Origin of the sequence: Streptomyces sp. KLMMK, from assembly GCF_036961605.1 — a bacterium.
Lineage (GTDB): Bacteria > Actinomycetota > Actinomycetes > Streptomycetales > Streptomycetaceae > Streptomyces > Streptomyces telluris.
The window spans coordinates 1-12,353 of the sequence record NZ_JBAMDC010000196.1 but is presented as its reverse complement, the minus strand read 5'-3'; the positions used below and the strand labels follow the sequence as shown (position 1 = coordinate 12,353).

The 12,353-nt window shown below is 74.0% G+C and carries 13 protein-coding genes and 1 pseudogene; 3 read left to right on the top strand and 11 right to left on the bottom strand.

Going from position 1 to position 12,353, the window contains the following annotated elements:
- Nucleotides 1-498: TerD family protein (locus V7793_RS23920; protein ID WP_336009744.1), on the bottom strand; the 498-nt coding region annotated here is incomplete at its 3' end.
- 125 nt (nucleotides 499-623) lie between these two features.
- Complete coding sequence (locus tag V7793_RS23915) at nucleotides 624-1,433, bottom strand: NAD-dependent epimerase/dehydratase family protein (protein WP_336009741.1); 810 nt, start codon at nucleotides 1,431-1,433, stop codon at nucleotides 624-626.
- A gap of 294 nt (nucleotides 1,434-1,727) precedes the next feature.
- Here V7793_RS23915 and V7793_RS23910 point away from each other — a divergent pair, with 294 nt between their 5' ends.
- Nucleotides 1,728-2,894: a serine hydrolase domain-containing protein gene (locus V7793_RS23910; protein ID WP_336009738.1), complete on the top strand. Its 1,167-nt coding sequence runs from the start codon at nucleotides 1,728-1,730 to the stop codon at nucleotides 2,892-2,894.
- A gap of 28 nt (nucleotides 2,895-2,922) precedes the next feature.
- On the opposite strand, the gene V7793_RS23905 is transcribed toward V7793_RS23910, so the two are convergent.
- From V7793_RS23905 to V7793_RS23895, 3 genes are read right to left on the bottom strand one after another with little or no spacing between them, the layout of a single operon-like run.
- Complete coding sequence (locus V7793_RS23905; protein ID WP_336009736.1) at nucleotides 2,923-3,588, bottom strand: response regulator transcription factor; 666 nt, start codon at nucleotides 3,586-3,588, stop codon at nucleotides 2,923-2,925.
- A complete protein-coding gene (locus tag V7793_RS23900; protein ID WP_336009733.1) occupies nucleotides 3,585-4,868 on the bottom strand; it encodes a sensor histidine kinase in 1,284 nt (427 codons plus the stop codon). The genes V7793_RS23905 and V7793_RS23900 overlap by 4 nt, the downstream gene beginning before the upstream one ends.
- Nucleotides 4,865-5,089, bottom strand: coding sequence for a hypothetical protein (locus tag V7793_RS23895; RefSeq protein WP_336009731.1), 225 nt, complete (start codon nucleotides 5,087-5,089; stop codon nucleotides 4,865-4,867). The genes V7793_RS23900 and V7793_RS23895 overlap by 4 nt, the downstream gene beginning before the upstream one ends.
- A 173-nt stretch (nucleotides 5,090-5,262) precedes the next feature.
- On the opposite strand from V7793_RS23895, the gene V7793_RS23890 reads away from it, so the two are divergent.
- Entirely contained in the window at nucleotides 5,263-6,303 is a 1,041-nt protein-coding gene (locus V7793_RS23890) for an aminotransferase class V-fold PLP-dependent enzyme (protein WP_336009729.1), read from the top strand.
- 50 nt (nucleotides 6,304-6,353) lie between these two features.
- Here V7793_RS23890 and thpD read toward each other — a convergent pair whose 3' ends face one another.
- The 4 genes from thpD to ectA form a co-directional block, all read right to left on the bottom strand.
- Nucleotides 6,354-7,259 carry an ectoine hydroxylase gene (gene thpD, locus V7793_RS23885; protein WP_336009726.1) on the bottom strand — a complete coding sequence of 302 codons (906 nt, stop codon included), beginning with the start codon at nucleotides 7,257-7,259 and terminating at the stop codon, nucleotides 6,354-6,356.
- A 3-nt stretch (nucleotides 7,260-7,262) separates the two neighbouring features.
- Nucleotides 7,263-7,661: an ectoine synthase gene (locus V7793_RS23880; RefSeq protein WP_336009724.1), complete on the bottom strand. Its 399-nt coding sequence runs from the start codon at nucleotides 7,659-7,661 to the stop codon at nucleotides 7,263-7,265.
- Between the two features lie 35 nt (nucleotides 7,662-7,696).
- Nucleotides 7,697-8,965, bottom strand: a complete 1,269-nt coding sequence (gene ectB / locus V7793_RS23875) for a diaminobutyrate--2-oxoglutarate transaminase (RefSeq protein ID WP_336009720.1) — start codon at nucleotides 8,963-8,965, stop codon at nucleotides 7,697-7,699.
- Nucleotides 8,966-9,028: 63 nt separating this feature from the next.
- Nucleotides 9,029-9,598: a diaminobutyrate acetyltransferase gene (gene ectA / locus V7793_RS23870; RefSeq protein ID WP_336009718.1), complete on the bottom strand. Its 570-nt coding sequence runs from the start codon at nucleotides 9,596-9,598 to the stop codon at nucleotides 9,029-9,031.
- A gap of 412 nt (nucleotides 9,599-10,010) precedes the next feature.
- On the opposite strand from ectA, the gene V7793_RS23865 reads away from it, so the two are divergent.
- Nucleotides 10,011-11,111 (top strand): amidohydrolase family protein, encoded by a 1,101-nt coding sequence (locus tag V7793_RS23865; RefSeq protein WP_336009716.1) that lies wholly within the window; start codon nucleotides 10,011-10,013, stop codon nucleotides 11,109-11,111.
- On the opposite strand, the gene V7793_RS23860 is transcribed toward V7793_RS23865, so the two are convergent.
- Nucleotides 11,056-12,057 (bottom strand): bile acid:sodium symporter family protein, encoded by a 1,002-nt coding sequence (locus tag V7793_RS23860; protein WP_336009714.1) that lies wholly within the window; start codon nucleotides 12,055-12,057, stop codon nucleotides 11,056-11,058. The genes V7793_RS23865 and V7793_RS23860 overlap by 56 nt on opposite strands.
- A gap of 53 nt (nucleotides 12,058-12,110) precedes the next feature.
- Nucleotides 12,111-12,353: pseudogene (locus V7793_RS23855) on the bottom strand (Rv2231c family pyridoxal phosphate-dependent protein CobC); the annotation flags it as partial.

Here is a 12,353-nt window from a genome sequence, read left to right as displayed (position 1 = left end):
CTCCACGCTCACGCCGAAGTCGGTGGCGATGCCCGCCAGGCCGTTCGCGTACCCCTGGCCGACCGCGCGCACCTTCCAGGCGCCCGCCCGCCGGTAGACCTCCACGATCACCAGGGCGGTCTCGGCGCCCAGCCGGGGCGGGGTGAACGTGGCGAGGACCGAGCCGTCGTCGGTGCTGCGGACGGTGGCCGTCGGCTCGATGCCGGCGAAGCTCGCGCCCTGGGCGTCGGGGCTCGCGGTCACCACGATCTTCTCGATGCCGGCCGGGACGGCGGCGGTGTCCACCACGATGGCGTCGGGCGAGCCGCCGGAGGCGGCGCGGTGGGTCACGCCCGGACCGGAGGGCTGGTTGTAGAAGACGAAGTCGTCGTCGGAGCGCACCTTGCCGTCGGCGGTGAGCAGCAGGCCCGATACGTCGAGCCGCACCGGGGCGGTGACGTCCACCGTCACGCGGGCGACGGAGAGAGGGATGTTCGAGCCGGGTGTCATAGCGGTCATGCCCGGGTAACGAGCGGCCGCTCTTTGCGGTTCCATTACCGAGCTGCCGGTTCCGTCCGGCTCAGCCCGGTGGCGGCCGGGCCGTAGTGCGGCCGCGGCCCGGCCGGTGTGCCGGTTTCCGCAGGTCAGCCCGGGTTCCAGCGGGGCGGCTCGGCCGCGCAGAACTCGCCGCCGACGCGGCCGTGGCCCTCCCGCTGCGTTCCGCTCTCCGCGGCCAGCAGGGCGGCCGCGTAGGGCTCGGAGTCGTCCTGGGGCTCGTAGCCGAGGGCGCGGGCGGTCGACAGGTCCCACCACAGCCTGGTGTTGGCGGAGCTGCCGTAGGCGACGGTGTGGCCGACGCCGTCGGCCGTCAGGGCGGCGTGCACGAGCCGGGCGCAGTCGCCGGGGCTCAGCCAGACCGACAGCATGCGCACCGACACGGGCTCGGGGAAGCAGGCGCCGATGCGCAGGGAGACGGTCTGGATGCCGTGCCGGTCCCGGTAGAGGGAGGCCAGGTCCTCGCCGAAGCACTTGGAGAGGCCGTAGAAGGTGTCCGGGCGGTGCGCGGTCTCCACGGGCAGGAGCGGGGCGCCCTCCGCGGGGACGGGCGCGAAGCCGACGGCGTGGTTGCTGGAGGCGAGGACCACGCGCCGGACGCCCGCCTCCCGGACGGCCTCGTACAGGCGGTACGTGCCCTCGACATTGGCGCGCAGGATGTCCTCGAAGGACGCCTCCAGGGGGATGCCCGCCAGGTGGACGACCGCGTCCACGCCCTCGACGGCCTTCCGCAGCGCCTCGCGGTCGGCGAGGTCCGCGGTGACCGCGTCCGGCTCGCCCGGCACCGGCCGGGCGTCGAACAGGCGCAGCCGGTGGCCGAGGGCGGGCAGCCGGGTGCGCAGGTGGGTGCCGATGCGGCCGGCCGCGCCGGTGAGGAGGACCGTGCGGGATGCGGGCATGGCGCCTGGGCCTCCTGAGGCGGTCCGGAATCCGGAAGAGGAAGCGCACACGTTAAGGAGCCGGTGCGGGGCGGTCAAGGAGGCGCGGGCGGCTTTCGGCGGGTGGTGCCCTTCCAGGTGCCTCCCTTCCAGGTGCCTCCGGGCGGGCTTCCCGGTGGCCTCTCAGGAGGCCGCCCCCGTCGGAACATCTCAATCCGCTTATTCCACCGGCGAGATGACGATCGTCACGAAATATCGACGGACCCCGCTCTGCTGCACCCACCGGAGTCATCACTGATCACAGGGAGCACACACATGCCGAGCCCCACCGCCGCACAGGAGACCGTCGTCCAGGGAACCGTCGCCAAGGGATACGAGGGTGTCCGCGAGGAGTTCGAGGCCACCTTCGCCGAGGAGCGGGCCGGGCACTCCGCCCAGCTCGCCGCCTACGTCGACGGCGAGCAGGTCGTCGACCTGTGGGGCGGCCCCGGCATGGAGGGCGACTCGCTCACCGGCGTGTTCTCCTCCACCAAGGGCGCGGCCCACCTCGTCGTCGCCCTCCTCGTCCAGGAAGGCGTGCTCGACCTCGACCGCGAGGTCTCCCACTACTGGCCCGAGTTCGCCGCAGCCGGCAAGGAATCCGTCACCCTGCGCGACCTCCTCGCCCACCGGGCCGGAGTCGTCGGAGCCGAGGGCGGCTTCACGCTGGAAGAGCTCGCCGACGACCGCGCCATAGCCGAGAAGCTGGCCGGTCAGCGGCCCCACTGGCGCCCCGGCACCGCCTTCGGCTACCACGCCCTCGTCATCGGCGCCCTGACCGGCGAAGTCGTCCGCCGCGCCACCGGGCGCACCATGCAGGAGACCTACGAGGAGCGCATCCGCGCCCCCTACGGCATTGACTTCTACATGGGCCTGCCCGAGGAGCACGAGCCCCGCGTCCTCGACATCCAGCCCATGGACCCGACGCCCGGCCAGAAGCGCGCCCTGCTCGAGGGGGCCTTCGGCCCGCGGAGCCTGACGGGCATCGCCTTCAACCTCAACCACCCCCGGCCCACCGTGCTGGAGGACCTGCCGAACCACCGCGTCATCCGCGCGGGCGGCCCCGCCTCCGTCGGCGGCATGGCCTCCGCGCGCGGCCTGGCCCGCATGTACGCGGCCGCCATCAGCGGCGTCGGCGGCAGGGAGGCGCTGCTGACGCCTGCCACCGCCGCCGACTTCGCCCAGATCCACTCCGTCGGCTACGACGTGGTCGCGCGCCAGCACCAGGCCTTCGGCCTGGGCTTCGGCGCCCTGGGGGACAAGTACCCCTTCCTCGGCGCCCGCGCCTTCGGCCACGGCGGCGCCGCCGGCTCCCAGGCCTTCGCCGACCCCTCCAACGGCCTGGCCTTCGGCTTCAACCGCCGCCGGTACGGCTTCCGGGACGACAACGACCCGCAGGTCGCACGCCTGGCCAGGGCGGTCACCGAGGCGGTGGGCCGCTGACTCCCGGGGGCCTTCCCGCCGCCGCCCCTCAGCGGGGGGATACGAAACCGCATTCGTAGGCCGCGATGACCGCCTGGGTGCGGTTGCGGACGCCCAGTTTGGCCAGGGCGCCCGCCACGTGGGTCTTCACCGTCGCCGCGCCCAGGACGAGCTGTTCGGCGATCTCGGCGTTCGACAGGCCCCGGGCCATCAGGCGGAGGACCTCCGCCTCCCGGTCCGACAGCTGCGCGCGCAGCTGTCCGGCGGCCGTCCTCGCCCGGCGGGCCTGCGCGTGTTCCGCCGCGAGGGCGCGCACGGCGGCGGGGAAGAGCAGTGAGTCGGTGCGGGCGACGAGCCGGACGGCCTGGACGAGTTCGTCGGCGCCCGACCGCTTCAGGAGGAAGCCGCTGGCGCCGGCGCGCAGCGCGTCGTACACGTAGCTGTCGTTCTCGAACGTGGTGACGACGATGACGCGCGGCGGGGAGTCCATGCCGCCGAGCAGCTGCTCGGTGGCCCGGATCCCGTCGACCTCGGGCATCCGTACGTCCATCAGGACGACGTCGGGGCGCAGTTCGCGGACGACGGAGACCGCTTCCGCGCCGGTCGTGGCCTCGCCGACGACCTCCAGGTCCTCCTCGGCGCCCAGGATCGCCCGCAGGGCGGTCCGCACCATGCGCTCGTCGTCGGCGAGCACGATCCGCAGGGGCGCCGTCACCGGCCCGCACCCCCGCCCAGCGGCAGGCGGACGGCGAGCCGCCACACCCCGTCCCGCTCGCCGGAGCTGCTGCTGCCGCGCAGCAGCCGGGCCCGCTCGGCTATGCCCGTCAGACCGCGGCCGCCGCCGGTGCGGCGGTGCGCGCGGCCGGGGGCCTTGTCGGGGTTGACCGGATTCTCCAAGGCGACCTCCACGGCGTCGTCGTGCACGGTGATCCGCAGCAGCACGGGCACCCGGCCCGCGTGCCGCAAGGCATTGGTGAGGCCCTCCTGCACGATCCGGTACGCCTCGCGGGAGACGACCGGCGGCACGCCGTGCAGGGCCGGGGGTGCGGCGAGGGTGACGGTGCCGCCCGCGGCGCGGGTGCGCTCCAGCAGCCCGTCCAGGTCGGCGAGGGTCGGCGCCGGCGCGGCGGACGCGGCGCCGTCCTCGCGCAGCAGGCCCAGGACGGAGTCCAGCTCGCCGACCGCCTCGCGCGTCGTCTCCTCGATCGCGGCCAGCGCCTGCCGCGCGAACTCCGGGTCGGCGTCGAGGACCTTGCGCGCCGCGCTCGCCTGCAGGGTGACGGCGCTCAGCGCGTGCCCGACGGAGTCGTGCAGTTCGCGGGCAAGCCGGTTGCGCAGGGCCAGCCGCATGGCGTGCTGCTCGGCCTCGGCCAGCCGGTCGGCGGCCGTCGGGCCGAGCAGGAGGGGTGCGCAGCGGGCCAGGAGCGCGCCCGCGGCCCCGGACGCCGCGGCGAGCAGGACCAGCACCACCAGGCCGGCGGGCAGCGCCAGCAGCGTCCACGGGAAGGACAGGTCCCCCAGCCCGTACGGGGCGTCGCCGCCCCCCGGGACGCCGGTGAACGGCAGGGCGATCAGCATCAGCGCGAACGGGGGCGTGGCCAGCGACATGCCGCTCACGATGCCGCCGGCCAGCAGGTGCAGGGTGTACCACAGGGCGGTCCGCCCGCGCGCGGCCCGCGAGTCGCCCGGGCCCGTCGCGAGGGCCTCCTCCGGCACCCCGCACAGGGCGCGGGCCGCCGCCGACTCCAGCGTCCGGACGAGCGGCACCAGCGCGGTCACCGCCGCCGGCACCAGCGCCAGCGCGAAGACGCCGAACTGCCGGCCGACGGTGGAGGGGAACAGGATGTTGGTGTCCCTGACGAAGACCGCCGTCAGCGTGCTCGCCAGCAGGTAATACGGCATCAGCAGCGCACCGCCGAGCAGCAGGTGCACCCACCGCAGCCGGGCGCGGCGGCCCACCAGGGCACCGGCGCCGCGCCGGAGGAGAGCCGTCACAGCGCGGCGGCCGGGGCGGGGCGCTGGACGAAGAAGCGTGTGCCGGCGGCGAGGACGAGCAGACCGATGATCACTTGCACAGCGTAGGTGACGGCCGTCGTCGCGGCCGGTGCGGCCGAGCCGGTGCCCGCGAGGAGCGGCAGGCAGGCGGCGACGGTCACCGCGCGGAGCACGCGGTGCTTGGTGGCGTGGTCGTCCGGGACGGTCGTCGTACTGGTCATGTGAACAGCCTTCCGTCCGGCAGTCGCCGGCGCGTCACCCTGACCGGCGGACTGCCTCCGCCGCGAGGCGGAGGGAGGGCTGGTTCTCAGGCAGGGGAAGAAGGCCCCGCGAGGGCGGAACGGCGGATGGACCGATGGACGGACCGATCGCCGGACGCGCATAGTGGGGGTGCATGGAGAGCCTCGCCCCCGCACACTTCGCGCCCGAGACCGTCTACCTCAACACCGCCGCCACCGGGCTCGTGCCCGCGCCCGCCGTCGCCGCCATGACCGAGGCCGCCACCGCGTTCTCGCTGGGCCGCCCCGGCGCGGAGGACCACTTCCCCGTCGTGGAGGCCGTCCGCGCAGCCTTCGCCCGGCTCGTCGGCGTGCCCGCCCGGCAGGTCGCCACCGGGGGTTCGGCCGCCGTCTTCTGCGGGCTCGTCGCCCAGTCGCTGCCCGAAGGGTCGGAAGTCCTGTGCGTGGAAGGGGATTTCAGCTCCCTCGTCAACCCCTTCCACGTGCGGCCCGGACTGATCGTCCGCACCGTTCCCCTGGAGAAGGCCGCGGACGCGGTGGGGCCCGGGACCGCGCTCGTCGCCGTCAGCGCCGTCCAGTCGGCCGACGGCCGCCTCGCCGGCCTCGCGGCGATCGGCGAGGCCGCCCGCGCCCACGGCGCCCGCACGCTCGTCGACCTCAGCCAGGCCGCGGGCTGGCTGCCCGTCGACGCGGGCGCCCACGACTTCACCGTCTGCGTCGGCTACAAGTGGCTGATGGGGCCCCGCGGCACGGCCTACCTCACCGTCCCCGAGGACCTCGGCGGCCTCACCCCCGTCTTCGCCGGGTGGGTGGCGGGGGAGGACCCCTGGGACAGCACGTACGGACAGGTGTCGCTCGCCCGCTCGGCCCGCCGCTACGACGAGAACCCCGCCCTCCTGCCCTACACCGGCGCCCTGGCCGGCCTCCGGCTCGTCGAGGAGCTCGGGACGGAGCGGATCGCCGCGCACGACCGGGCCCTCGCCGGACGCTTCCGCGCGGGGCTCGCCGCGCTGGGGCGCCGGCCCGCTCCGGCGGAGGACTCCGCCGTCGTCTCGGTCCCCGGCCTCGGCCGCGCGGCGGAGCGCCTCGCGGCGGCGGGCGTACGCGTCAGCGCCCGCGCCGGAGGACTGCGGGCGTCCTTCCACCTCTACAACAGCACGGCCGACGTGGACCGTCTCCTGGAGGCACTGGCCTGACCTGACCGGGCGGTGACGCGGCGGCCCCGCCGCGCCGCCGCCCGGACCGGCTATCCCACCGGCGTGAAGTCCCGTGCCCCCACGAATTCCGGGCGGCGGGACGGGGCCGCGAACGGCTCGACCGCCGTGTTCTCCACGCTGTTGAAGACGATGAAGACGTTGCTGCGCGGGAAGGGCGTGATGTTGTCGCCCGACCCGTGCATGCAGTTGCAGTCGAACCACGTCGCCGAACCGGCCGCACCCGTGAACAGCCGGATGCCGTGCCGCCCCGCCAGCGCGGCGAGCGCGCTGTCCGACGGCGTGCCGGCCTCCTGCATCCGCAGGGACCGCTTGTAGTTGTCCCGCGGCGTCACGCCCGCGCAGCCCAGGAACGTCCGGTGCGACCCCGGCATGATCATCAGGCCGCCGTTGGTGTCGAGGTTCTCCGTCAGCGCGATCGACACCGACACCGTCCGCATCCGCGGCAGCCCGTCCTCCGCGTGCCAGGTCTCGAAGTCCGAGTGCCAGTAGAACCCGGAGGCCCCGAAGCCCGGCTTGACGTTGACCCGCGACTGGTGGACGTAGACGTCCGAGCCGAGGATCTGCCGGGCCCGGCCCACCAGTCGCGGATCATGCACGAGCCGCGCGAACACCTCGCTGATCCGGTGCACTTCGAACACCGACCGCACGTCCTGCGCGTGCGGCTCCACGACCGCTCTCTCGTCGGCCCGCACCGCCGGGTCGGCGACCAGCCGGTCGAGCTCGGCGCGCAGGACCCGCACCTCGTCCGGCGTGAGCATCTCGTCGACGGTGAGGAACCCGTCGCGTTCGTAGCCCGCGAGACCGGCCGCGTCGATCGGCCCGGGTGCGGCGGCGCCGGATCCGGAGGCGGGCCCGGGCCACACCACGGGGTCACGGCGCGGGACGGCCTCCTCGTGCGTGCCGCGCGTGGGGTAGAGGTCGGTGACCGCGGCCATGGTTCAGCCCTCCTCCGTCAGCAGCGGGTAGACGCCGTTCTCGTCGTGGTCCTCCCGTCCGGTGACCGGCGGGTTGAAGACGCACACGCAGCGGAAGTCGGTCCTGGGGCGCAGGGTGTGCCGCTCGTGGCCGTCGAGCAGGTACATCGTGCCGGGCGAGATCCAGTGCTTCTCGCCGGTCTCGTCGTCGGTGAGCTCGGCCTCGCCCTCCACGCACAGCACGGCCTCGATGTGGTTGGCGTACCACATGGAGGTCTCCGTGCCGGCGTAGAGGACGGTCTCGTGCAGGGAGAAGCCGACCCGCTCCTTGGCGAGCACGATCCGCTTGCTCTCCCACGTACCGGACCCGGCCTTGACGTGGCGGTCGGTGTTCTCGATGTCCCGGAGGGAACGGACGATCATGGGTTGTTCCTTTCGTTGGGTGTCTGTGGTGGGCGTCAGGCCGTCTCGCGGACCGCGCGGGCGAGGATCCGCAGGCCCTCGTCCAGCTCCTCGGGGGAGATCGTCAGCGCGGGCAGCAGCTTGAGGACCTCGCCCTCGGGGCCCGACGTCTCCACGAGCAGGCCGAGCTCGAACGCCCGCCGGGCGACCTTCGAAGCCAGGGTCCTGTCCGCGAACTCCAGTCCCCACACGAGCCCGCGGCCCCGGTGGTGCGCGCCCAGCTCCGGGTGTTCGGCGCAGATCGCACGCAGCGCCTCCTCGGCCTGCTCGCCGCGGGCGAAGGTCTGCTTCTCCATCTGCCCGTCGGTCCAGTACGCGTCGAGCGCCGCGGCGGCGGTGACGAAGGACGGGTTGTTGCCGCGGAACGTGCCGTTGTGCTCGCCGGGCTCCCAGACGTCGAGCTCGGGGCGGAAGAGGGTGAGCGACATGGGCAGGCCGTAGCCGCCGATGGACTTCGAGAGGGTCACGATGTCCGGGGTGATGCCCGCCTCCTCGAAGGAGAAGAAGGCGCCGGTGCGGCCGCAGCCCATCTGGATGTCGTCCACGATCAGCAGCATGTCGTGGCGCTCGCACAGAGCGGCGAGCCCGCGCAGCCACTCGGGGCGGGCCACGTTGATGCCGCCCTCGCCCTGCACCGTCTCGACGATGACGGCGGCCGGGGTGTTCAGGCCCGAGCCCTGGTCGGCCAGCAGCCGCTCGAACCACAGGAAGTCCGGCACCTGATCGTCGAGGTAGTGGTCGAACGGCATCGGCGTGCCGTGCACCAGGGGGATGCCCGCGCCGGCCCGCTTGAAGGCGTTGCCGGTGACGGCGAGCGAGCCCAGCGACATGCCGTGGAAGGCGTTGGTGAAGGAGACGATCGCCTCGCGGCCCTTGACCTTGCGGGCCAGCTTCAGCGCGGCCTCCACGGCGTTGGTGCCCGTCGGGCCGGGGAACATCACCTTGTACGGCAGGTCGCGCGGGCGCAGCACGACGTCCTGGAAGGCCTCCAGGAACGCGCGCTTGGCGGTGGTGCCCATGTCCAGGCCGTGGGTGACGCCGTCGCGTTCGATGTAATCGATCAGGGCGCGTTTGAGGACCGGGTTGTTGTGCCCGTAGTTGAGCGCCCCGGCGCCGGCGAAGAAGTCGAGGTACGTGTGGCCGTCCTCGTCGTACATCCGGCTGCCCTGGGCACGGTCGAAGACCGCGGGCCAGCTGCGGCAGTAGCTGCGCACCTCCGACTCCAGGGTCTCGAAGACGCTGAGTGCGGGCGGGGTGATGGTCATGGGGGTGCTCCTGTCGGTGCGTGAGGGGTCTCGGGCAGGGGCGTTCGCAGTGCGCGCGGGGCCTCAGTACGTGAGGGGGCCGATGCGGTGCAGGACCTCGGGGTCGTGCCCCGGCTCGGGGAACAGCCCGCCGGGGAAGAGGACTTCGCGCTCCACGGGCGCGCGGTGCCGCTCGGCGAAGGAGGCGAACAGGCGGTTGGAGGCGGTGTTGCCGGGCGTGACGGTGGTCTCGATCCCGTCGATGCCGGTCTCGCTCTCCCGGGCGACCCGTGCGACGAGGCCCTCCAGCAGCGCGGCGGCCAGGCCGCGGCCGCGGTGCGGGCGGTCCACGGCGACCTGCCACACCACGAGGGTGCGGGGGCGGGAGGGGCGGACGTAGCCGGTGACGAAGCCGGCGGGCTCCCCGTCGCCGGTGCGGCGGGCCACGGCCGAGGTGGCCGCGAAGTCGCGGCACCACAGCAGGTAGCTGTACGAGGAGTTGAGGTCCAGGGTTCCCGAGTCGCGGGCGATGCGCCAGATCGCGGCTCCGTCCTCGACGCGCGGGACGTCGAGGACGAGGTCCTCCGGCATTTCCGGGAATTCCCGGAGAGGTACGGAACGGGCACGTGCAAGGTCTGCTTGTGCTGCGGTCATGCGGAGGGAATTTACCGATGCGGATCGGAAATCGCACCGGGGGCCCGGGTTACCCGGGGGTGGGTGTTTGTGTTATCGCGCGGAGGCGCGGGGGCGCGCAAAGCGGGTGGGAGATGGGATGGTTTGCCCGCTTATATCCGGGCAAATCAAAGGCTGTGTGGAGTGCGTCACAAGTGATCGCGCGGGGTCGTGAATTCCCTTGGCGAAGCGTAAGGAAATCACTGCGTTTAGGGTGCGGAAAAGCGGGCATGAGAATGCGCGGAGAGTTGTCTCCGGAATTACCGGAGAGGAGTTCCGGGGAATTGCCTCGGGTCGCGGCCGGCCGGGCCGGCCGCGCATCGGCCGGGGCGTGGCCACGCCCCGGCGACGGCCCCTTGGCGGGCGGGAGGAGCGGGCTCGTACAGTGCGGTCCATGAGCGACAGTGGGGTGCTGCACATCAAGGGGCGGGTGCTCGTCGGCGCGGACCCGGACGGCGGGGTGCGCGACGAGCTGTGGGCCGTCGACGGCCGGATCACCTTCGAACGGCCGGTGGGGGCGCGGGACGTCACCACCGTCGAGGGCTGGGCGCTGCCCGGCCTCGTGGACGCGCACTGCCACGTGGGCCTCGACGCCCACGGCCCGGTCGACGAGTCCACCGCCGAGAAGCAGGCGCTCACCGACCGGGACGCGGGAGCGCTGCTGCTGCGCGACGCCGGCTCCCCCTCGGACACGCGCTGGATCGACGACCGCGAGGACCTGCCGCGCATCATCCGCGCCGGGCGCCACATCGCGCGCACCCGCCGGTACATCCGCAACTACGCGCACGAGATCGAGCCGGACGACCTCGTCGCGTACGTGGCGCGGGAGGCGCGGCGCGGGGACGGCTGGGTCAAGCTCGTCGGCGACTGGATCGACCGCGAGACGGGCGACCTGTCCTCCTGCTGGCCGCGCGGGGAGGTCGCCGCCGCGATCGCCGAGGCGCACCGCCTCGGGGCGCGCGTGACCGCGCACTGCTTCGCGGAGGAGTCGCTGGCGCCGCTCGTGGAAGCGGGCATCGACTGCATCGAGCACGCCACCGGGCTCACCGAGGAGACCATCCCGCTCTTCGCCGAGCGCGGGGTCGCCATCGTGCCGACGCTCGTCAACATCGCGACGTTCCCGCGGCTCGCGGACGGCGGCGAAGGGAAGTTCCCGCGCTGGGCGGACCACATGCGGCGCCTGCACGCCCGGCGCTACGAGACGGTGCGGGCGGCGTACGACGCGGGCATCCCGGTCTTCGTCGGCACGGACGCGGGCGGCTCCCTGGCCCACGGCCTCGTGGGCCAGGAGGTGGCCGAACTCGTCAAGGCCGGCCTGCCCCCGCTCGCGGCCCTCTCGGCCACCACATGGTCGGCCCGGTCCTGGCTCGGCCGCCCGGGCCTGGAGGAGGGCGCCCCGGCGGACCTCGTCGTCTACGGGACGGACCCGCGGGCGGACGTCAGGGTCCTGGGCTCACCGAAGCGGGTGATCCTGCGGGGGAGGGTGATCCGCTAGGGCCGGGCCGTCGCGACATCCAGGCCGCCACCGCCGCGCCCGACACGTTGTGCCACACCGAGAAGACCGCCGCCGGCAGCGCCGCCGCCGGGCTGAAGTGGGCCGTGGCCAGCGACGCCGCCAGGCCCGAGTTCTGCATGCCGACCTCGAAGGCCATCGCCCGGCTGGAGGGGCGGCCGAGCCGGGCCAGGCGGCCCGCCGCGTAGCCGAGGGCCAGTCCGAGGCCGTTGTGGAGGACGACGGCGAGGAGGACGAGCGCGGCCGCGTCCTTGATGCGGGAGGCGCTGCCCGAGACCACGATGAGGACGAGGACGGCGATCGTCAGGGCCGAGAGCGCCGGCAGGGCGCGCAGCACCTTGCCGACCCACCGCCCCGCGGCCATCCGCACGAGCGCCCCGCCGAGCACCGGCACGAGCACGGTCTTGAGGATGTCGGTGAGCATCGCCCCCGCGTCCACGTCCAGGAACCGGTCCGCCAGCAGCAGCGTCAACGGCGGGGTGACGAGCGGCGCGACGAGCGTGGAGACGGTGGCGACGGACACGGACAGGGCGACGTCCCCGCGCGCGAGGTACGTGACGACGTTGGACGCCGTGCCGCTCGGCGCGCAGCCGACGAGGATCACCCCGGCGGCCAGCTGCGGCGGCAGCCCGAGCACCGTGGCGATCAGCCACCCCAGCCCCGGCATGATCACGTAGTGGGCGACGAGGCCGAGCCCGACGGCCCAGGGCCGCTTGGCGACGGCGCGGAAGTCGTCGCCGGTGAGCGTGAGGCCCATCGTGAACATCACGACGCCCAGCAGCCAGGGAACGGCCGGCGCCCAGCCGGTGAAGTGGGAGGGCGCGGCGAGCCCCACCCCTCCGGCGGCGACGACGAGCAGGGGGAACACGGTGACAGCCAGCCGCATCGTCCGGTCGGCGGCTGTCGGGGCTATCGGCGGGGTCGGCATACGGCGGCACCTTAGCGATCAAGTCCGCCTCCCGAACAGGGGGTGACGCCGGCTCAGCCCTCGGCCAGCGCCTTGCCGAGGGCCTCCGCGAAGCGGTCCGTGGTGGCCCGGTCCCGGACCGCGAGGCGCAGGTAGTCCGGGCCGAGCCCCGGGAACGTGTCGCCGCGGCGCACCGCGAACCCCAGCCCCCGCAGCCTGCCCCGCACGGCCGCGGCGCCCCGCACCCGGATCAGCAGGAACGGCCCGGCCGCCGGACCGTGGACCCGGACCCCCTCGAACTGGCCCACCGCGGCCGC

Excerpts from the sequence above, each read along its gene's own strand:
- V7793_RS23915 (WP_336009741.1), bottom strand. The coding sequence starts at position 1,433 with ATGCCCGCATCCCGCACGGTCCTCCTCACCGGCGCGGCCGGCCGCATC.
- ectA (WP_336009718.1), bottom strand. The coding sequence starts at position 9,598 with ATGACCGCAGCACAAGCAGACCTTGCACGTGCCCGTTCCGTACCTCTC.
- V7793_RS23860 (WP_336009714.1), bottom strand. The coding sequence starts at position 12,057 with ATGCCGACCCCGCCGATAGCCCCGACAGCCGCCGACCGGACGATGCGG.
- thpD (WP_336009726.1), bottom strand. The coding sequence starts at position 7,259 with ATGGCCGCGGTCACCGACCTCTACCCCACGCGCGGCACGCACGAGGAG.
- V7793_RS23910 (WP_336009738.1), top strand. The coding sequence starts at position 1,728 with ATGCCGAGCCCCACCGCCGCACAGGAGACCGTCGTCCAGGGAACCGTC.
- V7793_RS23890 (WP_336009729.1), top strand. The coding sequence starts at position 5,263 with ATGGAGAGCCTCGCCCCCGCACACTTCGCGCCCGAGACCGTCTACCTC.
- V7793_RS23880 (WP_336009724.1), bottom strand. The coding sequence starts at position 7,661 with ATGATCGTCCGTTCCCTCCGGGACATCGAGAACACCGACCGCCACGTC.
- ectB (WP_336009720.1), bottom strand. The coding sequence starts at position 8,965 with ATGACCATCACCCCGCCCGCACTCAGCGTCTTCGAGACCCTGGAGTCG.
- V7793_RS23865 (WP_336009716.1), top strand. The coding sequence starts at position 10,011 with ATGAGCGACAGTGGGGTGCTGCACATCAAGGGGCGGGTGCTCGTCGGC.
- V7793_RS23895 (WP_336009731.1), bottom strand. The coding sequence starts at position 5,089 with ATGACCAGTACGACGACCGTCCCGGACGACCACGCCACCAAGCACCGC.